General features: G+C 72.9%; 20 protein-coding genes and 2 tRNA genes. 13 read left to right on the top strand and 9 right to left on the bottom strand.

All coding sequences use genetic code 11. The features are described from left to right. Positions 1-8 precede the first annotated feature (8 nt). Positions 9-788 (top strand): Crp/Fnr family transcriptional regulator, encoded by a 780-nt coding sequence (locus tag D9598_RS16200; RefSeq protein WP_370592059.1) that lies wholly within the window; start codon positions 9-11, stop codon positions 786-788. 49 nt (positions 789-837) lie between these two features. Here the strand turns inward: D9598_RS16200 and D9598_RS16205 are convergent, their stop codons facing one another. The 6 genes from D9598_RS16205 to D9598_RS16230 all read right to left on the bottom strand — a co-directional run bounded on the left by D9598_RS16205 (position 838) and on the right by D9598_RS16230 (position 6,070). Then, positions 838-984: a hypothetical protein gene (locus tag D9598_RS16205; protein ID WP_198367581.1), complete on the bottom strand. Its 147-nt coding sequence runs from the start codon at positions 982-984 to the stop codon at positions 838-840. Positions 985-1,150: 166 nt separating this feature from the next. After that, a tRNA-Thr gene (locus D9598_RS16210) sits at positions 1,151-1,234 on the bottom strand. 76 nt (positions 1,235-1,310) lie between these two features. Continuing rightward, on the bottom strand, positions 1,311-1,634 hold the full coding sequence (locus tag D9598_RS16215) for an antibiotic biosynthesis monooxygenase (protein WP_198367582.1): 324 nt from the start codon (positions 1,632-1,634) through the stop codon (positions 1,311-1,313). A gap of 64 nt (positions 1,635-1,698) precedes the next feature. Next, on the bottom strand, positions 1,699-2,967 hold the full coding sequence (gene glp / locus D9598_RS16220) for a gephyrin-like molybdotransferase Glp (RefSeq protein ID WP_198367583.1): 1,269 nt from the start codon (positions 2,965-2,967) through the stop codon (positions 1,699-1,701). Further along, positions 2,955-3,455, bottom strand: coding sequence for a molybdopterin-guanine dinucleotide biosynthesis protein B (gene mobB, locus D9598_RS16225; RefSeq protein ID WP_198367584.1), 501 nt, complete (start codon positions 3,453-3,455; stop codon positions 2,955-2,957). Before mobB ends, glp begins: the two co-directional genes overlap by 13 nt. A 62-nt stretch (positions 3,456-3,517) precedes the next feature. After that, positions 3,518-6,070 (bottom strand): cation:proton antiporter, encoded by a 2,553-nt coding sequence (locus tag D9598_RS16230; protein WP_198367585.1) that lies wholly within the window; start codon positions 6,068-6,070, stop codon positions 3,518-3,520. Between the two features lie 217 nt (positions 6,071-6,287). Between D9598_RS16230 and guaD the strand changes: the two genes are divergently transcribed. From guaD to hpf, 10 genes are all read left to right on the top strand, one after another. Next, entirely contained in the window at positions 6,288-7,643 is a 1,356-nt protein-coding gene (gene guaD / locus D9598_RS16235; protein WP_232477320.1) for a guanine deaminase, read from the top strand. 112 nt (positions 7,644-7,755) lie between these two features. Then, positions 7,756-8,010: a GlsB/YeaQ/YmgE family stress response membrane protein gene (locus D9598_RS16240; protein ID WP_198367587.1), complete on the top strand. Its 255-nt coding sequence runs from the start codon at positions 7,756-7,758 to the stop codon at positions 8,008-8,010. 228 nt (positions 8,011-8,238) lie between these two features. Next, positions 8,239-9,009, top strand: coding sequence for a DUF305 domain-containing protein (locus tag D9598_RS16245; protein WP_198367588.1), 771 nt, complete (start codon positions 8,239-8,241; stop codon positions 9,007-9,009). 100 nt (positions 9,010-9,109) lie between these two features. Continuing rightward, positions 9,110-9,193: transfer RNA gene (locus tag D9598_RS16250), tRNA-Leu, on the top strand. A 47-nt stretch (positions 9,194-9,240) separates the two neighbouring features. Next, a complete protein-coding gene (locus D9598_RS16255) occupies positions 9,241-9,900 on the top strand; it encodes a ribonuclease D (RefSeq protein WP_198367589.1) in 660 nt (219 codons plus the stop codon). A 221-nt stretch (positions 9,901-10,121) separates the two neighbouring features. After that, complete coding sequence (lptC, locus tag D9598_RS16260; protein ID WP_370592061.1) at positions 10,122-10,820, top strand: LPS export ABC transporter periplasmic protein LptC; 699 nt, start codon at positions 10,122-10,124, stop codon at positions 10,818-10,820. Next, a complete protein-coding gene (locus D9598_RS16265) occupies positions 10,820-11,815 on the top strand; it encodes an LptA/OstA family protein (protein WP_198367590.1) in 996 nt (331 codons plus the stop codon). Before lptC ends, D9598_RS16265 begins: the two co-directional genes overlap by 1 nt. Further along, complete coding sequence (gene lptB, locus D9598_RS16270; protein ID WP_198367591.1) at positions 11,812-12,564, top strand: LPS export ABC transporter ATP-binding protein; 753 nt, start codon at positions 11,812-11,814, stop codon at positions 12,562-12,564. The genes D9598_RS16265 and lptB overlap by 4 nt, the downstream gene beginning before the upstream one ends. Positions 12,565-12,632: 68 nt before the next feature. Beyond that, positions 12,633-14,165: an RNA polymerase factor sigma-54 gene (rpoN, locus tag D9598_RS16275; protein ID WP_198367592.1), complete on the top strand. Its 1,533-nt coding sequence runs from the start codon at positions 12,633-12,635 to the stop codon at positions 14,163-14,165. A 64-nt stretch (positions 14,166-14,229) separates the two neighbouring features. Continuing rightward, positions 14,230-14,907: a ribosome hibernation-promoting factor, HPF/YfiA family gene (gene hpf, locus D9598_RS16280; RefSeq protein ID WP_198367593.1), complete on the top strand. Its 678-nt coding sequence runs from the start codon at positions 14,230-14,232 to the stop codon at positions 14,905-14,907. 49 nt (positions 14,908-14,956) lie between these two features. Here the strand turns inward: hpf and D9598_RS16285 are convergent, their stop codons facing one another. From D9598_RS16285 to pdxH, 3 genes are all read right to left on the bottom strand, one after another. Next, positions 14,957-15,832: a universal stress protein gene (locus tag D9598_RS16285; RefSeq protein WP_198367594.1), complete on the bottom strand. Its 876-nt coding sequence runs from the start codon at positions 15,830-15,832 to the stop codon at positions 14,957-14,959. A gap of 120 nt (positions 15,833-15,952) precedes the next feature. Continuing rightward, positions 15,953-17,425 (bottom strand): bifunctional aminoglycoside phosphotransferase/ATP-binding protein, encoded by a 1,473-nt coding sequence (locus D9598_RS16290; protein WP_198367595.1) that lies wholly within the window; start codon positions 17,423-17,425, stop codon positions 15,953-15,955. A gap of 42 nt (positions 17,426-17,467) precedes the next feature. Further along, positions 17,468-18,076: a pyridoxamine 5'-phosphate oxidase gene (gene pdxH / locus D9598_RS16295; RefSeq protein WP_198367596.1), complete on the bottom strand. Its 609-nt coding sequence runs from the start codon at positions 18,074-18,076 to the stop codon at positions 17,468-17,470. Positions 18,077-18,195: 119 nt separating this feature from the next. On the opposite strand from pdxH, the gene fabI reads away from it, so the two are divergent. Both fabI and D9598_RS16305 read left to right on the top strand, forming a co-directional pair. Further along, positions 18,196-19,044: an enoyl-ACP reductase FabI gene (gene fabI / locus D9598_RS16300; RefSeq protein WP_198367597.1), complete on the top strand. Its 849-nt coding sequence runs from the start codon at positions 18,196-18,198 to the stop codon at positions 19,042-19,044. A gap of 88 nt (positions 19,045-19,132) precedes the next feature. After that, positions 19,133-19,309, top strand: a complete 177-nt coding sequence (locus D9598_RS16305) for a hypothetical protein (protein WP_198367598.1) — start codon at positions 19,133-19,135, stop codon at positions 19,307-19,309. The last annotated feature ends 52 nt before the right edge of the window (positions 19,310-19,361 follow it).

Genomic DNA, 19,361 nt, shown 5'->3' on the forward strand with positions numbered 1-19,361 from the left:
CCGGGGCCGTGCCCGGCGCGGCCGGTCCTCCCGGCCTTCCGCCCGGCCCCACCGGTGGCCCCAGCGGCCCGGCGGCGCTGGCGGCGCTGCGGCGCATCCCCTTCCTGGAGGGCGCGCCGGAGGAGGCCCTGGCGCGGATGGTGCCCAGCACGCGCTGGCACCAGCTCCAGGCCGGCGCGGTCGTGGTCGATTCCGGGGATGCCAGCGACGACGTCTATTTCGTGCTGGAGGGCTCGGTGCGCGTGGTGGTGCGCACCGCCTTCGGGCATGAGGCCATCCTGAACGACCTCGGCCCCGGCGATTTCTTCGGCGAGCTGGCGGCGATCGATGGCGTCCGCCGCTCGGCCAATGTCACCGCCCTGCTGCGCACCCGGCTCTGCGCCGTGCGCGGCGCCGCGCTGATGGAGCTGGTGCTGCAATGCCCGGCCGTCGGGCGGCGGCTGCTGCGGCTGCTGACGGCGCGGCTGCGCGACAAGGACGAGCGGCTGCTGGAGGCTACCGCCCTGCCGGTGCGGCAGCGGCTGTCGGCGGAGCTGCTCCGCCTCTCCCGCCCCCGCGGCGGCGGCGAGAAGGTGCTGAGCCCGCCGCCACCGCAGCATGTCCTGGCCGCCCGCATCGGGCTGCGCCGCGAGACGGTCTCGCGCGAGCTGGCGCGGATGTCGCGCGCCGGGCTGCTGACGGTCGGGCGGCAGGCCATCGTGCTGCACCACCCCGAGGCCCTGCGGCGCGAGATCGAGGCCCTGCTGCGCGGCGCCGAGGCCCCCGATCCGCGCCGGGAGAAGCCCTGAGCGGGTCCGTCCCGCCCTCCGGGCACGCGGAAGGGGGTGGCGCCCGGCCTCAGCCGGTGGAGCGACCGCCCCGCATGTAGCGGCGCTCCGGCCGGTAGAACCACCAATGGTGCAGGAGCCGCGCCATCCTCGGCGCCGTGGCGAGCAGGGCGGAGAGCAGCGGGCGGGATCGCGGCATGACGGGCTGGCAGGACATCCTCGCCTCCGGGTCCGGGCGTGAGGGCCGTCACGGGATGCGGCGGCCGGCGCTCAGAATGCCCTTGAGGCGCGGAATGCGGCTGTGCGCGCGCTCACAGAAGGCGCGGCGTCGATGAGGCCGGGATCGAGGGTGGCCGCCGGCGGTGCCATACGGGCGGGAGCCCTGCTGGGGACAGGATTCGAACCTGCGACGTGGTTACCCAACCGGATTACAAATCCGGTGCATTCAACCGCTCTGCCACCCCAGCGAAGGGGCCGGGTTCTTAACAGCAAGAGGGAAGCCGGCACAATGGCGGCCCTCCCGGCTTCCCCGGGAGGCACCCTTCAGCCCGGCGGGCGCCCGATGCTCTGGATCGCCTCGAAGCCCTCGAACTGCGGCGGGCCGAGATAGAGCGGCTTGCTGCCGCCCGCCCCCGCATGCGCGCGGCGGAAGGCATCCGAGCGCGTCCAGGCCTCGAACGCGGCCTTGTCGTGCCAGATGGTGTGCGAGGCATAGAGCACGTGGTCCTCGCGCACCGGACCGCGCAGCAGGTGGAAGGAGACGAAGCCCGGCACCTCGTGCAGGTGCGATTCCCGCTGCGTCCACATCGTCTCGAAATCGGCCTCCGCTCCCGGCGCGACCTTGAAGCGGTTCATGGCGATGAACATCGACGTTGTCCTTCCTGCTGCCCTGGCGCTGTCCTTCCGGCGAAGATGGGGTGCCGCCGGCCGATCAGAAGAGCGCCGCGAAGGGCAGCACCGCCAGCCGCTCGCCCGGGGCGACCTCGGTGGCCGCCTCGGGGATCTCGGCGAAGGCGTGGCTGCGGGTCAGCGAGGTCAGCAGGCCGGAGCCCTCGCGCGGGAAGGCATGGGCCAGGGGAGGCAGCAGGCCCTCGCGCCGCTCCAGCGCGACGCGCAGATACTCCCGCCGCCCAGCCTTCTTGCGGTGGTGGAAGCCGGCCTCGGCCAGGAAGCGCGGCGGCGGCTCCTGCGCGGCGCCGCAGAGCCGCAGGGCCAGCGGCCGCGCCAGGTTCAGGAAGGCGACGAAGGCGGCCACCGGATTGCCCGGCAGTCCCAGCACCGGCACGCCCGCGACCACCCCCATGGCCGCCGGCCGGCCCGGCTTCACCGCCAGGCGCCAGAACACCAGCCGCCCCTCGGCGGCGATGGCGGCGCGGACATGATCCTCCTCGCCGGCGCTGACGCCGCCGGAGGTCAGCAGCATGTCATGCCCCTCCGCCGCCGCCCGCAGGGCCCGCCGTGTCGCCGCCCGGTCGTCGGGCAGGATGCCGAGATCGACCGGCTCGACCGGCAGCCCGGCGAGCAGGGCCAGCAGGGCGAAGCGGTTGCTGTCATAGGTCTGCGCCGGCCCGAGCGGCGCGCCGGGCGGCACCAGCTCGTCGCCGGTGCTGAAGACGCCGATGCGCGGCCGCGGCCGGACGGGAAGCTCCGGCAGGCCCAGCGCCGCCGCCAGGGCGATGGCCGCGGGCCCGAGCCGGGTGCCGTCCGCAAGCGCCAGCGCGCCACCCGCCACATCCTCCCCCGCCGCGCGGCAATGGGCGCCGGCGGCGAGGCCGCGGGACGCGCCGGGCGGCAGCAGCAGGGCATCGCCCTCCAGCCGCGCATCCTCCTGCATCAGCACCGTGTCGGCGCCGGCCGGCATCGGCGCGCCGGTCAGGATGCGCCGCGCCCCGCCGGGCGGCAGCGGCGCCCCCGCCGGCTGGCCGGCGGCGGTGCGCCCGTCCAGCGCCAGGCGGGTGCCACCGATGGCGGCCAGGTCGGCATGGCGGAAGGCGTAGCCGTCCACGGCGCTGTTGCGGAACGGCGGCAGCGGGCGCGGGGCGTGGAGATCGCCGGCCAGCACCCGCCCCTGTGCCGCCAGGAGCGGCACCCGCTCCGAGCCGCCCGGTGCCGGCACCCGGGCGAGGATCATCGCCGCCGCGGCCTCCGGGGCCAGGAGCCTGTCGTCGGCGGCGAAGCAGTCGTCCGTCAGCCCGGCCATGGCGCCGCGTAGCGCAGGACCAGGGCGGCGGCGCCCGCGATATCGTCGAGCGCGGCATGCGGCAGGCCGCCCGGCGGCGGCGCATCGGCGGCCACGGCACGGATGGCCGGGTCCTCGGGATGCAGCCAGGGCTTGCCGTTGGCGGCCCGGAACACCTCGATCTTGGGATGCCGCTCGCGCTTGAAGCCCTCGATCAGCACCAGATCGACCGGGTCGAGCCGGGCGAGGAGCGCGGCCAGGGGCGGCTCGGGGGCGCCGCGCAGCTCGGTCAGCAGCGCCCAGCGCCGCGCCGAGGCGACCAGCACCTGATGCGCCCCGGCCTGGCGGTGGCTGTGGCTGTCCTTGCCCGGCTGGTCCAGGTCGAACTCGTGATGCGCGTGCTTGAGGGTGGAGACGCGGAGCCCCTGCCCGGTCAGGTGCGGGATCAGGCGGGTCAGCAGGGTGGTCTTGCCGGCGCCGCTCCAGCCGGCCAGTCCGATCAGGCGCATACCGCCGGCTTATCGCAGGATGCGCGCCGCGCAAAGCGGCGGCTCGGCGGCGGCGGGGCGCCTCATGCCGGACGTCGCGCCTCGTCCCCGAGTTCCACCGGCTCCGGCTGCGCGGGGGCGGGCTGCGGCTCGGGCGGCGGCTGCCGCGCGGCGGAGATCCGCTCCAGGCGTGCCGCCAGCTCCGGCGCCTCCATCAGCAGGCGATGGAAGCTCCCAGCATCCAGCTCCAGCAGGTGGCAGAAGCTGGTGGCCCGGGCGCGGCCGCGCCGGCGCGAGGGGCGCAGCAGCTCCGCCTCGCCCAGCACGTCGCCATGGCTGAGCGCAAGGGAGAGGCCCTCCATCTGCAGCTCGACCTCGCCGCGGCTGATGAAGAAGACCGAGCCGGCGCGCTGGCGGCGGCGGTAGATCCATTCCCCCGGCACGGCGAAGCGGATGGTCACGCTCATCGCCAGGTCGTGCAGCAGCGCGTCCTGCAGCCCGGCGAAGAGGGGGAATTCCTCGATCCGCTTGTCGAGCCCGGCCTGGATGTTGAACTGCAGCGGCCGCGCCACCTGCCGCCGCAGCAGCTCGAGCCCGCGCACCAGCTCGTCGTACAGTTCCTCGCCGACCAGCGATTCGTGGCGGAGCTGGCTGTATTCCTCCGCCTCCAGCCGCAGCCCGACCTGGCGCAGGATGCGGGTCTCCAGCGCCTCGGCATAGCCGGGATACTGGATGCGCAGCGTCTCCATCGCATCCTCCAGCAGATCCTCGCGCCGGCCGACGATGTCGGAGACCACCTCGGTGACGCGGTGGCCCAGCACCGGCTCCATGCGGCGGCGCATGAAGCGGGTCATGGAGCGGGAGACGAGATGCGTCAGCAGCAGCATCTCGAAACGCTCGGCCATGCAGTGCATCAGCGGCGTGTCGATGCGGAAGCGCCGGTGCAGCGCCTGCGCCAGATGGAAGCGCAGGCTCGGCTGCAGCCGCTTGCGCGCCGCCTGGAGGTAGCCGAAGCGGCCCTCGCTGCGGGCGCCGTCGATCATGCTCTCGGCGTTCCAGAGCAGGTTCTCCATGACGCGGCGCGACAGGCCCTGATCCTGGAACATCTCCGCCAGCAGCGAGCGCTCCTGGCTGGCGAAGGTGATCAGGCCGAGGATGACGCGGTCGCGGTCGCCGATCGCGGTGTCGAAGGTGTTGGCGGCGGTCTCGACCTTCACGCGGCGGTCGTAGAGATCGACCACATGCGCCGTCGCCGGGGCCGAGAAGCCGAGCTCCACGGCGGTGCCGCGCAGCTTGTCGCGCACCTCGCCAAGCCCGATGGCGACGACCTGGTTGCGCAGCGCCTGGTCGGCCGGGGAGAGGCGGTCCAGCTTCAGCGCATGCACCAGGAAGCGCAGCGTGGTGCCGTTCACCAGCAGGGTGGACAGCACGTAGCCGGTGGCCAGGATGGCGACGAACTGCTGCACCTCGCGCGGGACGGCGCGGTTCTCGGTGACGGAGAGGGCGAGCGCCAGGGTGATGGCGCCGCGCAGCCCGCCCCAGAGCATGGTGACCTTGAAGGGGTTGGGCACGCGTTGCGCCAGCCGGCCCCATTCCAGCAGGGGCAGGGCGCCGAACAGCACGGCGGCGCGCGCCGCCATGGCCGAGGCGATGACCACGCCGATCAGCACCAGGTCCCATTGCTGCATGCCGAGCATCAGGCGCGGCACCAGCATCGAGGCCATCACGAAGACCAGCGAGCTGGCCCAGAAGGCGAGCTGGCCCCAGACATCCTGCAGGTACTGCCAGCTCTGCGGCCGCACCGTGGAAGGGCCGACGGCGCTGACCGTGAGGCCCGCCGCCGCCGCCGCGACCACGCCGGAGAAGTCGAGGTACTCGTCGCAGAGCAGGTAGGCGATGTAGGGCAGCGCCAGGGTGAGCGTGACCTCGGCGGTGCGGTTGTTGCCGAGGAAAGGCAGCGCCGCGAGCATGGCCCGCGCCAGCACGAAGCCCACCGCCAGCCCGCCGGCGAAGGAGGAGACGAAGGTCAGCGTCGCCGCCGCGAAGGACATCGGGTGCTGGCCGGTGAGCTGCGACAGCAGGATGGTGAAGATCGAGATGGCGGCGGCGTCGTTCAGCAGGCTCTCGCCCTCGACCAGCCGCGTCAGCCGGCTGTTGGCGCCGATCTCGTGAAAGATGCCGACCACGGCCGAGGGGTCGGTGGTGGCGACAATGGCGCCGAGCATCAGGCAGGCGGTGAGCGGGACGCCGGCCAGCGGCGCCAGGGCGTAGCCGATGGCCGCCGTGGTCACCACCACCGCCACCACCGCCATCACCAGCACCGGCGCCCAGTCCCGCGCCAGGCGGCGGACGTCGATCGACAGGGCGCCATGGAACACCAGGAGCGGCAGGAAGATGTAGAGGAAGACCTCGGCGCTCACCGGGAAGCGGGCCACGGCCAGCGCCGCCTCGTCGAGCGGAGCGGTGACGGTCGGGCTGTTCAGCACCAGCGTCGCCCCGCCCCCCAGCAGCACGCCCACCACCGCCAGCAGCACCGTGCTGGACAGCATCAGCCGGTTCGCCAGCGGCTGGATGGCGCTGACCACGATCAGCAGCATGGCGATGGCCAGCAGGGTATGGGGCAGGTCGTTCAGCATCGGTCCACTCGTCTTGCCCGCCGCGCGCCCCCGAAGGGTCGGCGCCACGTCCGGCGGACCGGCATGGCGGCGGGTTGTGGCGGGTATAAGGCGCCGCGGTGCCGCCGTCCGGCACGTTTTGTGTCGCGATGCAATATGACATCCTGCCGCGCCGGGGCGGATGACCGCGCCGGCCGGACCCAGGGCCGGACCCAGGGAGCGGGTCAAGGAGCGGATCATGGGAACACAGGCGCTGCGCGGCGCGGCGATCAGCTTCGAGGCCGATCCGTTCCTGGCCGCCCCCGGTACCGCCCCCGGTACCGCCCCTGGGACCGCGCTGCGGCACTGGACGGATGCGCTCATCGTCCTCGAAGCGGGCCGCATCCGCTCGGTGGGCGACTGGTCGGCCGCGGCGGCGGCGGCGCTGGCGGCGGAGGGCGTGCCCGTCACCCACCACCGCGACGCGCTGATCTGCCCGGGCTTCATCGACGCCCATGTGCATTACCCGCAACTGCCGATGATCGGCGCGCATGGCGAGCAGCTGCTCGGCTGGCTGGAGCGCCACACCTTCCCGACCGAGGCCGCCTTCGCCGATCCGGCGCATGCCGCGCGGGTGGCGGAAGCCTTCCTCGACGCGCTGCTGGCCGCCGGAACCACCACGGCGGCGGTCTACTGCACGGTGCATCCGCAATCGGTCGAGGCCTTCTTCGCCGCCTCGGAGCGGCGCGGCACCCGCATGATCGCCGGCAAGGTGCTGATGGACCGCAACGCGCCGGAGGCGCTGCGCGACACGGCGGAGGGCGGCGTGGCGGATTCGGCGGCGCTGCTCGCCCGCTGGCACGGGCGGGGGCGCCAGCTCTATGCCGTGACGCCGCGCTTCGCGCCGACCTCGAGCCCGGCGCAGCTCGCCGCGGCCGGGCGGCTCTGGCAGGCGCATCCGGGCACCTACATGCAGACGCATATCGCCGAAAGCCCGGCCGAGGTCGCCTGGGTGCGCGAGCTCTTCCCCGAGGCCGCCGACTATCTCGACGTCTATCGCCAGGCCGGGCTGACCGGCCCGCGCGCTATCCTCGGCCACGGAATCCATCTCTCCGAGGCCGAGTTCTGCCATTGCCACCGCAGCGGCACGGCCCTGGCCCATTGCCCGACCTCCAACACCTTCCTCGGCAGCGGGCTGTTCCGGGCCTTCGAGGCTAGGCGTCCGGCGCGGCCGGTGCGGCTCGGCCTCGGCACCGACATCGGCGCCGGCACCAGCCCGTGCCAGCTGCGCAGCATGGGCGAGGCCTACAAGGTCGCCCGCCTCGGCGGCCATGACCTCACCGCCCTGCAGGCCTTCTACCTGGCGACGCGCGGCGGCGCCGAGGCACTGTACCTGGAGGACCGGATCGGCAGCCTGGCGCCGGGGATGGAGGCCGATCTCGTCGTGCTCGACCTCAAGGCCACGCCGCTGCTGGACTTCCGCCTCGGCTTCTGCGACGGGATCGAGGAGGTGCTCTTCGTGCTGATGACGCTGGGCGACGAGCGGCTGGTGCGCGCCACCTACGTGTCCGGGACCCTCGTATCCGGGACCCTGGCCGCCGGCGGGGCCGGCTGAGCCGCGACATTTTCCACGCCGCCGCCGCAACCGTCACGCGGCCCGGATGTTGTTCCGCCGTCGGCTGGGCCTTGGCCGCGCCAGCCCCACCCCAACGGCGGAGACCCGGCACATGGGCATCATCTGGACCATCATCATCGGCTTCCTGGCCGGTATCGTCGCGAAATTCCTGATGCCGGGCCGCGATCCCGGCGGCTTCATCATCACCACCCTGCTCGGCATCATCGGCGCCGTGGTCGCCACCTATCTGGGGCAGGCGGTCGGCTGGTACCGGGCGGGGGAAGGGGCAGGATTCATCGGCGCGGTGGTCGGCGCCGTCATCCTGCTGGCGATCTACCGGGCCGTGGCGGGCCGTCGCGCCGTCTGACGGCGCTCGCCGCCCGCTGGCGGATTGCGGAAGGCTCCGGGAGGACTGTCCCGGAGCCTTTTTCCTGTCCGCCCCGCGGCGGCGCAGTGCGTTTCGAGGGGAGAGGCGCTCGCAGCCACGTGATGGAACCTTTCCGCGCCGGCCCTTTTGGACAAGGCGCGGGCCGCCGGAACGGCCGGCCATGCCAGGACCCGCGCAGGACCGAACAGCCGGCAAGGAGCTCCGCCCATGCCCCGACCGCATCACCGGACCGCTGCCCTCCTGGTGGGACTCCTGTTGCTGATGCCGGCCCTGGCCACGGCGCAGCAGGCCGGCGGGGTGGGCCGCACCTACGATCCGGAGCAGGAGGCCCAGGCCGCGCCGGTGCCGACCACCTGGTGGGACATCCTGCCGCGCGAGGCGGCCGCGGCCGCGATCGCCGCCGACCGCGACTACGTCGAGGGCATGCGGCCGCATCACGCCGGCGCCCTGACCCTGGCGCGGGACTATCTCGCCGATCCCGACGCCGCCAGCCCGGTGCTGAAGCACCTGGCGCAGGCCATCATCACCAACCAGGGCTTCGAGATCCTGCTGCTCGACACGGTGGCAGAGCAGCTGCGGCATCCGCCCACCGACCTCTTCGCCGGGCTCGTGATCCGTCCCGTCGGCGTCGAGGGGCTGGGCCCCTACAACCACCATATGCACGCGCCCGCGCCCGGCCCCCTGGCGGCGCTGAACGGCGGGGCGCCGATCTCGGCCCGGGACGTGCGCTTCGCCAAGGAGATGTCCGTCCATCACCAGGCCGCCGTGCGGATGGCCCGGGCGTACAATGACCAGCCCGAGGCGCGGAACGACTTCCTGCGCCTGCTGAACGTCAACATCCTGCGCGACCAGAAGCAGGAGATCGCCGTGATGCGGGGTGTCATCGACGCCTATCCGGGCGATGCCTCGGCCATCACGATCGACCCCGACCGGATCCCCGGAATGCAACACATGCAGCGGCATGCCAGCCATGGCTGAGGCCGCGGGCGTCTTGTCAGAAAACCGCCATTCTCCCTGTTGACGAGATGCGACGCCCCCCATAAAAGCCCGTCCACGCCGTTCGGCGTTTCGCCTCCTTGCCCAGGTGGTGGAATTGGTAGACGCGCTGGCTTCAGGTGCCAGTGACCGCAAGGTCGTGAAGGTTCGAGTCCTTTCCTGGGCATATCTCCTCTCCGGCTCCTGGCCGGTTCCGGAAAGGCCGGTGACGGAATGGCGAAGGGAAGCACCCTGTTCGCGCCGAACGCCATGATCAAGCTGCACAGGCATGACCTGCCGCCCGATCTTCGCCTGGGCCCGGTCGTCGCGATCGACACTGAGACCATGGGCCTCGACCCCCGGCGTGACCGCCTCTGCCTCGTACAGCTCTCGGCCGGCGACGGCACGGCGCACTGCGTGCAGATCATCCCCCCCGCCCTGGGCGGCCGCGGCGCGGACTGCCCCCATCTCAAGGCCCTGCTGAGCGATCCCGGCACGGTCAAGCTGTTCCACTTCGCCCGCTTCGACGTCGCCATCCTGCGCGCCGCGCTCGGCGTGGAATGCGCTCCGGTGCGCTGCACCAAGATCGCCGCCAAGCTGGTCCGCACCTTCACCGACCGGCATGGGCTGAAGGATCTCTGCCGCGAGCTGCTCGGCGTCGAGATCTCCAAGCAGCAGCAATCCTCCGATTGGGGCGCGCCGGAGCTGACGCCCGAGCAGCTCTCCTATGCCGCCTCGGACGTGCTGCACCTGCACGCGCTCTGGGCCAAGCTGGAGGGGCTGCTGCGGCGGGAGGGCCGGCTGGATCTTGCCGAGGCCTGCTTCCGCTTCCTGCCGGCTCGCGGCGCGCTGGACCTGCTCGGTTATGACGAGCCTGATATCTTCGCCCACTGAGTTCACCCGCTCAGCAGGCACGGCGCGCGCTGCGCAATCGCGGCAAAAGTTTGGCATGGTTTTTGTTTGGGGGAGGCCGCCTGACGCGTTGACCCGACCCGGAGCCAGCCCCATACAGGCGGGGTGACGTCGTCCCTGCCCTTGTCCACCGCGTTCCTGGCCCTCCCGGCCGCCTTTGGCGGCAGGGCTATGCGTGGCTGGCAGACAGGCGAAGCCGGCCCGTGACCCCGTCGAATTCCCCGCGCGACAGCCTCGCGGGCCCGCGCCGCGAGCCTGGCGCGAGCCGCAGCCGGGCGCTCGAGCCCTCGCGCGCGCGGGTGGCGATGACCGCCCGCAGCCTGGCGCGGCGGCGGATCCTGGTCCGGCTGGCCCGCTGGCTGCTGCCGCTCGCCGCCCTGGCCCTGCTGGCGGCGGTGGCGCTCTGGCCGGAATTCGAGGGCGCCGAGGATCGGGGCCGCCTCGCCTTCCGCCGCGCGGCGCAGACCAGCGCCGAGGCGATGCGCATCTCCAATGCCCGCTATCAGGGGCTGGACGAGCAGAACCGCCCCTACAACGTGACCGCCGACACGGCGGTGCAGCAGGAGCAGACCGAGCTGATCGACCTGACCCGGCCGCGCGCCGACCTGCTCATGAACGATGGCGCCTGGGTGTTGCTGGAATCCCGTGAGGGCCGCTACGACAAGGCACGCAACATGCTGGACCTGAACGGTGACGTCACTCTCTGGCACGACGACGGCAGCACCTTGAGAACCGCGGCGGCGACGATCGACATCGGCGCCGGCAGCGCCGCGGGCGACCGCCCGGTGGCCGCCCAGGGGCCCTTCGGCACGCTGGTCAGCGAAGGCTTCCGCCTGCGCGACCGGGGGCAGGTGGTGCTCTTCACCGGCCAGGCCAGGGCGGTGCTGGAGGGCGGCCGGTGATGCGCCCCCTCCCCCGCTTCGCCGCCGCCCTGGTGCTGGGGGCGATGCTGGCCGGGGCCGCCGCGCCGGGGGCCGCGCGGGCCCAGTCGCTCGACCTGACCCAGGGCGGGCCGGTCGAGGTGACCGCCAGCAATGGCATCGAGTGGCGGCAGCAGGAGCAGGTGGTGATCGCGCGGGGCAATGCCCGCGCGGTGCGCGCCGGCGTGACCGTCACCGCCGATCGGCTGATCGCCCGCTACAGGCCCCGCGCCGGCCAGGCGGGAGCGACCGGCCCGGCCGCCGCGCCCGCCGCGCCGCCGGCGGCCGGCGAGACGCCGATGTCCGGCGGCGAGATCTGGCGCCTGGAGGCGGAGGGCAATGTCCGCATCGACAGCGCCACCGACCATGCCGAGGGCGACCGCGCCATCTATGACCTGGACCAGGCCGTGCTGGTCATGACCGGGCGGGCGCTGAAGCTGACCACGCCGAACGAGGTGCTGACCTCGCGCGACAGCATGGAGTACTGGCCGCAGCGCCGCATGGCCGTGGCCCGCGGCGCCGCCGTGGTGGTGACGCAGGACCAGCGGCGCATCGCCGCCGACACGCTGGTCGGCTACTTCCAGGAGCAGGGCGCGGCCGCGCAGCCGGCACGGCCGGCGGCCCAGCCCGGTCAGCCGGGCCAGGGCAGCCAGCTCGAGCGTGTCGAGGCCTTCGGCAATGTCGAGATCCGCACGCCCCAGGAGGTGGTCCGGGGGGATCGCGGCGTCTATTCGGAGCTGACCGGCATGGCCCGCCTGCTCGGCAGCGTGCGGATCACCCGGGGCGACAACCAGCTGAACGGCCAGGAGGCCATCGTGAACATGCGCACCGGCGTCGCGCGACTGGTCTCGACGCCGGGCCAGCGGGTCAGGGGCCTGATCATCCCGCAGCAGGGCCAGGAGGCGCTGCAGCCCCAGGGGCAGCCCCAGGGGCAATCCCAAGGGCAGTCTCAGGGCCAGGGGGGGCGCGGCCGGTGAGCGCCTCGCTCAAGGTGATCCCCGGCCAGGGCGGGCTGGTCGCGAAGGATCTCGGCAAGCGCTACAAGAAGCGCCCCGTGGTGCGCGGCGTCTCGCTCGGCGTGCGGCGTGGCGAGGCGGTCGGGCTGCTCGGCCCGAACGGCGCCGGCAAGACCACCACCTTCTACATGATCACCGGCCTGGTTCGCCCCGACCAGGGCCAGGTCTTCATGGACGGGCACGACGTCACCCTGATGCCGATGTACCGCCGCGCGCGGATGGGCCTGGGCTACCTGCCCCAGGAAGCGTCGATCTTCCGGGGCCTGTCGCTCGAGGACAATATCCGCGCCGCGCTGGAGGTGGTCGAGCCGCAGCGCGACCGGCGCGAGCAGATGCTCGACGCCCTGCTGGCGGAGTTCGGCATCGCGCACCTGCGCCGCTCCCCGGCGCTGGCGCTCTCGGGCGGCGAGCGGCGGCGTTGCGAGATCGCGCGCGCCCTGGCCACCCACCCCGCCTATATCCTGCTCGACGAGCCGCTGGCCGGCATCGACCCGATCGCGGTGGGCGAGATCCGGGACCTGGTGAAGCACCTGAAGGACCGCGGCATCGGTGTGCTGATCACCGATCACAACGTGCGCGAGACGCTCGAGATCATCGACCGGGCCTACATCCTGCACGATGGGCAGGTCCTGATGGAAGGCACGCCGCAGGACATCGTCGCCAACGAGGACGTGCGGCGCGTCTATCTCGGCGACCGGTTCAGCCTCTGACCATGCCGCCCCGCCGGCCGCGCCCGCCCGCCGCCCCGCCTCCGGCCCGGCCGATTCCGGGCTGAGCCATGGCCATCGGCCCGCGGCTGGACCTCCGCCACACCCAGTCCCTGGTGATGACGCCGCAGTTGCGGCAGGCCATCAAGCTTCTGCAATCCTCCAACATGGAGGTCATCGCCTTCGTCGAGGAGGAGCTGGAGCGCAACCCGCTGCTGGAGCGCGACGAGCGCCCCACGCCAGAGGATGCGCAGACCGCGCGCGAACCCGCCGCCGCGCCGCCGCCGGCGGACAGTTTCGAGACCGTGGCGGCCGCCACCCTGCCCGGCGAGGCCGAGGCGCCGCTCGACATCCGCGACTGGTCGAACGTCTATGACAGCGATCCGCCGGCGCGCGGCGGCCGCGCCGATTTCGACGAGGATCCGCGCGGCATCGACGAACTGGCGGTGGAGCGGCGCCGCAGCCTGCGCGAGGAGCTGGGCGAGCAGGCGCGCCTCGCCTTCGATGACCCGCAGGACCGCAGGATCGCGGCGCAGCTCATCGCCCTGCTGCATCCCTCCGGCCGGCTGCTGGCGGAGGATGCCGCCATCGCCGCCGCGCTGGGCGCCGAGCCGGCGCGCGTCGCGGCCATCCGCGCCCGCATGCAGCGCTTCGAGCCAACCGGCATGTTCTGCCGCTCGCTCGGCGAATGCCTGGGCGTGCAGCTCGCCGAGCGCAACCGCCTCGATCCCGCCATGGCCGCCCTGCTCGAGCATCTCGACCTGCTGGCGCAGCGTGACATGCGCGGCCTGATGCGGCTCTGCGGCGTCGATGCCGAGGATCTCGCGGAGATGGTCGCGGAGATCCGGCAGCTCGACCCGAAGCCCGGCGCCGGCTTCGACGACGACCCGCCGCCGGTGGTGGTGCCCGACGTGCTGATGCGCCCGGCACAGGGCGCGCCCGGCGCGGCGGCGGACGCCGAATGGGTGCTCGAGCTGAACCCGGAGACGCTGCCGCGCCTGCTGGTCAACCGCGGCTTCCACGCGCGTGCCCAGGTGGGCGCGACGCGCGAGGAGCGCGCCTTCCTATCGGAGAAGTTCCAGGCGGCCAACTGGCTGGTGAAGAGCCTGGAGCAGCGCGCCAACACCATCCTGAAGGTGGCGGCGGAGATCGTGCGCCGGCAGGACGCCTTCTTCCGCCTGGGCGTCGCCCATCTGCGCCCCCTGATCCTGCGCGACGTGGCCGAGGCGGTGGAGATGCACGAATCCACTGTCAGCCGCGTCACGGCCAACAAATACATCGCAACCCCGCGCGGCAATTTCGAGTTGAAGTACTTCTTCACCACCGCGATCGGCGGCATGGCGGGCGAAACTTTCAGCGCCGAGGCCATCCGTTATCGCATCCGGGCCATGGTATCGGCCGAGACGGCTGACAATATCCTCAGTGACGACGCGATCGTCGCCACGCTGCGCGGAGAAGGAGTGGACATCGCCCGCCGGACGGTGGCCAAATATCGCGAAGCGTTGCGCATTCCGTCGTCTGTGCAGCGCAAAAGGGAGAAGGCCGGCATGGTCTTCTCTCAAAACGGGAGAGGGCCGGCCCGGTCCGCCCCGGAGCGGGCGTGACCCGCCCGCGCCGCCGCCCTCCGGGACGGCCCCTTCCCATGCAAGAAGGAGGGGTTAGCCCACCATGCATATCGTAGTGGCAGGGAAGCAGGTCGAAACCGGGGATGCCCTGAAGGTCCATGTGGCCGAGGGGCTCCAGACCGTTACCAGAAAATACTTCGACCATGCTCTGGAAGCGCATGTGACCTTTGGCAAGAATCGCGCTTTCTTCACCTGTGCGATCGATATCCACGCCGGGCGCGGGCTGTCCCTGCGCGGCGAGGGTGAGGGCGCCGATGCCCACCGTGCCTTCGATGAAGCGGCGGCGCATATCGCCAAGCGGCTGCGCCGCTACCGCCGCCGGATGAACGAGCATTCCCGCCATCTCGCGGATGAACGCCTGCCGGTCACGGCCGAGACGGCCCGCCAGGTCGTGCTGGCGCAGCCGGTGGAGGAGCCGGAGGAGCCGATCGACGCCGCCGTGCTGCTGGACGGGCTCGATGGGGAGGCCGAGGGCGAGCCGGAGGCCCTGCGCGCCGCCAGCCCCCAGGCCAATGGTCATGACGGGCAGGACCACGGCGCGATCATCGCCGAGACGCCCACCGAGATCGCGCGGCTGACCGTCAGCGAGGCGGTGATGCGCCTCGATCTCGGCCAGATGCCGGTGATGATGTTCCGCAACCGCGCCAGCGGCCAGTTGAACGTCGTCTATCGCCGGCAGGACGGCCATGTCGGCTGGATCGACCCCACCTCGACCGCCTGAACGGACGAAGCGGCGGTCCGGGTCGCGCCCCGGATCGCCGCGCCGCCGCTCAGCGGCACATCAGGACGGGGATGTCCGCGTTCTCCAGCACATGCCGCGTCACCCCGCCCAGGATCAGCTGGCGCAGGCGGGAGTGGCTGTAGGCCCCCATGCAGAGCAGGTCGGCATTGAAGTCGCGCGCCGCGCCCAGCAGGCCGGCGCCGACCTCGCGCGTCTGCGGCTTGAAGGGCTCGGCCTCGGCGGTGATGTTGTGCCATCGCAGATAGGCCTGGAGGCCTTCCGCCGTCGGGCCGCGCCGCTGGTAGTCATCGCTGTAGAGGATGCGCACCGCCTCGGCATGGTGCAGCCAGGGCAGCGCCGCCGCCACCGCGGCCGCGCTCTCCGCCGTGCCGTTCCAGGCGCAGCAGACGCGGGTGCCGATGCTGGTGGGCGCCTGGCGCGGCGCGATCAGCACCGGCCGGCCGGAATCGAAGAGCACCGCATGCAGCGCGTCGGAGGAGGAGACATCCTCATCCGCCTCAGGATGCGGGACCACCGCCATGTCGTAGAGGCGCGACTGCTGGGCGACGATGTCCTCCTCGCGGCCGGCGATGGATTCGAAGGAGAGCGTCGGGCCATCGGCCTTCAGCGCGCTCTCGGCCGAGAGCGCGATGGTGACGTCGCGGCCCTGCACGAACTTCTCGAACAGCGCGCGGACCCGGCCGGCGCGCTCGCCGCTCTCACGCTCGGTCGCGGCCATCATCTCCTCGATCATGGCGCCCGAGAGCCCCTCACCCGCCAGGGGCGCGACGTCGCGGGCATCGACGCGGACATGCAGGCAATGCACATGCGCGTTCCACATGCGCGCCACCATCAGGGCGGTGCTCAGCGCCGCCTCACCGGCGGCGGTTCCCGTCAGCGGCAGCAGCAGCCGGCGATAGGCCATGGAAGGATCTCCTTCAGTCCAGGCCCCCGGAGGCCGGGGGACGTGCAGAATAGCACGGACGCCGCGCCAAGTCCCCGCTCGCGCGCGGCGGGCGCCGGAGGCCGATCCGGCCCGGATGGCTCAGAACAGCGGCGGCAGCACCACCTCGCCGTCACCGGCCGCGACCCTGGTCCAGTCGAGCGGCCCGGGGTCCCGGCGCGCGGCGCGCTCCAGCACCGCCAGGTCGGCATCCGAGGCATCGCCGCGCCGCGCCGCCACGCGCGCCCGCAGCACCGGCAGCGGGGCCTCGAGCCAGATCCCGCGGAAGGGCACCCCGGCCCGCGCCGCCGCCGCCGCGATGCCGGCCCGCAGCGCCGGGTCGAGGAAGGCGGCATCGGCGATCACCGCGTGCCCGGCGCGCGCCGCCGTCTCGGCCGCGGCGAAAAGCTCGTCATGGACGGCGGCGCTGACCTCCGGCGCATAGGCCCCGGGCGGCAGCCGGACCTCGGGCGCGACACCATGGCGCCGCTTGCGGATCTCGTCGCTGCGCAGCATCAGCGCGCCGGGCATGGCGCCGAGGTCCGGCGCCACGCGCCGCGCCAGATGCGACTTGCCGCTGCCCGGCAGGCCGCCGATCGCCAGGATCCCGCCGGGCGCCGGGCGCAGCGCCGCCTGGGCCAGGTCCAACAGGCCGAGACCCTCGCCGAGCCGCCCGCCCCCGGCCGCCGCCTGGACATGGGCGCGGATCATCGCCCGCATCGAGATCCAGAAGGGAAGCCCCGCCACCAGGCCGGCATCGCCGCGGCGCGCGACGTAGCGGTTGAGCACGCGGTTGGCGGCGCCCGCCCCCAGCCGGAAGCCCAGGTCCATCAGCAGGAAGGCCAGGTCGTAGCCGGTGTCGATGGTGGCCAGGACCTCGTCGAACTCCAGAGCGTCGAAGGCCGCCGGCCGCCCCCGCCAGAGCAGCAGGTTGCCGAGATGCAGGTCGCCATGGCAGCGCCGCACCGCGCCGGCGGCGGCGCGGGCCGCCAGCGCCGGGGCGCGCCGTGCCAGCTCGGTCCGCGCGGCGGCCTCCCAGGCGGCGACGCGCTCCGGCGGCAGTCCGGCCGCCCGGGCCGCCGCCACGTTGCCGTCGAGCACCGCCGCCATCCGCCCCGGCGAATCCCATCCCGCGACCGGCGGCAGGGCGGCGTGCAGCGCGGCCACCGCATCGCCCAGCGCGTCCTGCAGGGCGTCATCGAGCCCGCCCCGCCGCGCCACGGCGTCGAGGAAATCCCCTGACGGCACCGGCGCCATCTCCACCACCCAGTCCACCACCTCCCCCTCGTCCGGGGCGCCGCCCAGGACGAGGCCGCCGGCCCGCCGCACCACCGGCAGCACGGCACGGTAGAGGCCGGGCGCCGCGGCGGCGTTCAGCTCCAGCTCGCGGCGGCAGAAGCGCTCGCGCGCGGCCAGCAGCGTGAAGTCGAGGAAGCCGAGCGAGACCGCCTTCTTGAGCTTCAGCACCCGGTCGCGGCCGATGAAGACGGCGGAGATATGCGTCTCCAGCGGCGCGGCGCCGGTCAGGCGGCAGAGCTGCGCCACCACCTCGCGCTGCGGGAAGGGGATGCTCATCGGCTAGGTCTCACGGGGCGCGCGCGGCGGTCGGACGCCGGCTCAGGGCGCCAGGATCTCGACCCGCCAGCCGCCCTCCGGCCGGGCCTGGAAGACGCGGCGGTCGTGCAGGCGGAAGGGCTGGTCGTGCCAGAATTCGATGCGCGTGGGGATGACCCGGAAGCCGCCCCAGTAGGGCGGGCGGGGGATCTCCTCCCCGGGGTAACGGGCCTCGGCCTCGCGCAACCCGGCCTCCAGCTCCTCGCGGCCGGAGAGCGGGCGCGACTGCCGCGAGGCCCAGGCGCCGAGGCGGGAGATGCGGGCGCGGGAGGCGTAGTACTCGTCCGATTCCGCCTCGCCGGTGTGCTCCACCCGCCCCTCCACCCGCACCTGCCGGCGCAGCGACTTCCAGTGGAACAGCAGTGCGGCGTGGGGATTGGCCGCCAGCTCGACACCCTTGCGGCTCTCGCGGTTGGTGAAGAAAACGAAGCCGCGGGCATCGAGGCCCTTCAGCAGCACCATGCGGGCGGAGGGCAGGCCATCCGGCGTGGCGGTGGCCAGCGTCATGGCATTGGGATCGTTCGGCTCGGCCGCCCTCGCCTCGTCCAGCCAGGCGGCGAAAACCGCGAAGGGATCGGCCGCGGGATCGGTGAACGAAACGGATACGGACATGCGGCTCCCCCTTGCCCAGGCCTCGGGGGTGTGCCACCAGGGCCAGACCCTTGCAACGGGGGATGCCCCCACTCCCACAGCCCTGCCCTGCAACCCCGATCGAAGCGGTCCTGCCCCAGATGGAATCTGCCGCCCCTCAAGCGACTCCTGCCAACGGCCCTCCCCAGGGCCAGCTGATGTCCGGCAAGCGCGGCCTGATCATGGGCGTGGCGAACGACAAGTCCATCGCCTGGGGCATCGCCCGCGCCGTGGCGGCACAGGGCGCCGAGCTGGCCTTCACCTATCAGGGCGAGGCGCTGGAGAAGCGCGTCCGCCCCCTGGCCGCCAGTGTCGGCAGCGACCTCGTCCTGCCCTGCGACGTGGCGGATGATGCGAATATCGACGCCGCCTTCGCCGCGATCGAGGCGCGCTGGGGCCGGCTCGACTTCCTGGTCCACGCCATCGGCTTCGCCGACAAGCAGTTCCTGCGCGGCCGCTACATGGACACGCCGCGCGACGCCTTCCTGCAGGCGCTGGACATCTCCTGCTATTCCTTCGTCTCGGTCAGCCGCCGTGCCGCGGCGCTGATGGCGGAAGGCGGCAGCCTGCTCACCCTCACCTATCTCGGTGCCGAGCGGGTGACGCCGCATTACAACGTCATGGGCGTGGCCAAGGCGGCGCTGGAGGCCAGCGTGCGCTACATGGCGGTCGATGTCGGGGGCCGGGGCATCCGGGTGAACGCCATCTCCGCCGGGCCGATCAAGACCCTGGCGGCGAGCGGGATCGGCGATTTCCGCTACATCCTGAAATGGAACCAGTACAACGCGCCGCTGAAGCGCAACACGACGATCGAGGATGTCGGCGGCGCCGGCGTCTACCTGCTGTCCGATCTCGGCGCCGGCGTCACCGGCGAGGTGCTGCATGTCGACAGCGGCTATCACGTGGTCGGCATGAAGGCCGAGGACGCGCCCGACATCACCGTCGCCTGAGGGAACGCGGCACGCCAACCCTTCGCGGCCCGAACCGTTGACCCTCCGGAGGGCGGCCAGCCGGCCGCCGCAGCATCAGGAGAAGCCGATGGACCGGAAGAAGCCCGATCCCGCGCCGCCCGAGCCCGCCAGCGGCAGCGTCGAGAACCCGATCCCGCCGGGCGAGGCGCAACCCGGCGACGCCAATGAGCTGGGCTCCAACCTGGGCGGTCCCGTGGACGTCTTTCCCGGCAAGCCGCGCAAGCCTCGGCAATCGGGCGAGTAGGGCCGCGCGGGGCGGACCCTCCGCCACCGTCTGAGCGGCGGCATCTTCTCGG

Origin of the sequence: Roseomonas sp. KE0001, assembly GCF_016107285.1 — a bacterium.
Lineage (GTDB): Bacteria > Pseudomonadota > Alphaproteobacteria > Acetobacterales > Acetobacteraceae > Pseudoroseomonas.

Coding starts and splice junctions, on each gene's coding strand:
- D9598_RS16205 (WP_198367581.1), bottom strand. CDS start 984: ATGTCCTGCCAGCCCGTCATGCCGCGATCCCGCCCGCTGCTCTCCGCC.
- D9598_RS16215 (WP_198367582.1), bottom strand. CDS start 1,634: ATGTTCATCGCCATGAACCGCTTCAAGGTCGCGCCGGGAGCGGAGGCC.
- glp (WP_198367583.1), bottom strand. CDS start 2,967: ATGGCCGGGCTGACGGACGACTGCTTCGCCGCCGACGACAGGCTCCTG.
- mobB (WP_198367584.1), bottom strand. CDS start 3,455: ATGCGCCTGATCGGACTGGCCGGCTGGAGCGGCGCCGGCAAGACCACC.
- D9598_RS16230 (WP_198367585.1), bottom strand. CDS start 6,070: ATGCTGAACGACCTGCCCCATACCCTGCTGGCCATCGCCATGCTGCTG.
- guaD (WP_232477320.1), top strand. CDS start 6,288: ATGGGAACACAGGCGCTGCGCGGCGCGGCGATCAGCTTCGAGGCCGAT.
- D9598_RS16240 (WP_198367587.1), top strand. CDS start 7,756: ATGGGCATCATCTGGACCATCATCATCGGCTTCCTGGCCGGTATCGTC.
- D9598_RS16245 (WP_198367588.1), top strand. CDS start 8,239: ATGCCCCGACCGCATCACCGGACCGCTGCCCTCCTGGTGGGACTCCTG.
- D9598_RS16255 (WP_198367589.1), top strand. CDS start 9,241: ATGGCGAAGGGAAGCACCCTGTTCGCGCCGAACGCCATGATCAAGCTG.
- D9598_RS16265 (WP_198367590.1), top strand. CDS start 10,820: ATGCGCCCCCTCCCCCGCTTCGCCGCCGCCCTGGTGCTGGGGGCGATG.
- rpoN (WP_198367592.1), top strand. CDS start 12,633: ATGGCCATCGGCCCGCGGCTGGACCTCCGCCACACCCAGTCCCTGGTG.
- hpf (WP_198367593.1), top strand. CDS start 14,230: ATGCATATCGTAGTGGCAGGGAAGCAGGTCGAAACCGGGGATGCCCTG.
- D9598_RS16285 (WP_198367594.1), bottom strand. CDS start 15,832: ATGGCCTATCGCCGGCTGCTGCTGCCGCTGACGGGAACCGCCGCCGGT.
- D9598_RS16290 (WP_198367595.1), bottom strand. CDS start 17,425: ATGAGCATCCCCTTCCCGCAGCGCGAGGTGGTGGCGCAGCTCTGCCGC.
- pdxH (WP_198367596.1), bottom strand. CDS start 18,076: ATGTCCGTATCCGTTTCGTTCACCGATCCCGCGGCCGATCCCTTCGCG.
- fabI (WP_198367597.1), top strand. CDS start 18,196: ATGGAATCTGCCGCCCCTCAAGCGACTCCTGCCAACGGCCCTCCCCAG.
- D9598_RS16305 (WP_198367598.1), top strand. CDS start 19,133: ATGGACCGGAAGAAGCCCGATCCCGCGCCGCCCGAGCCCGCCAGCGGC.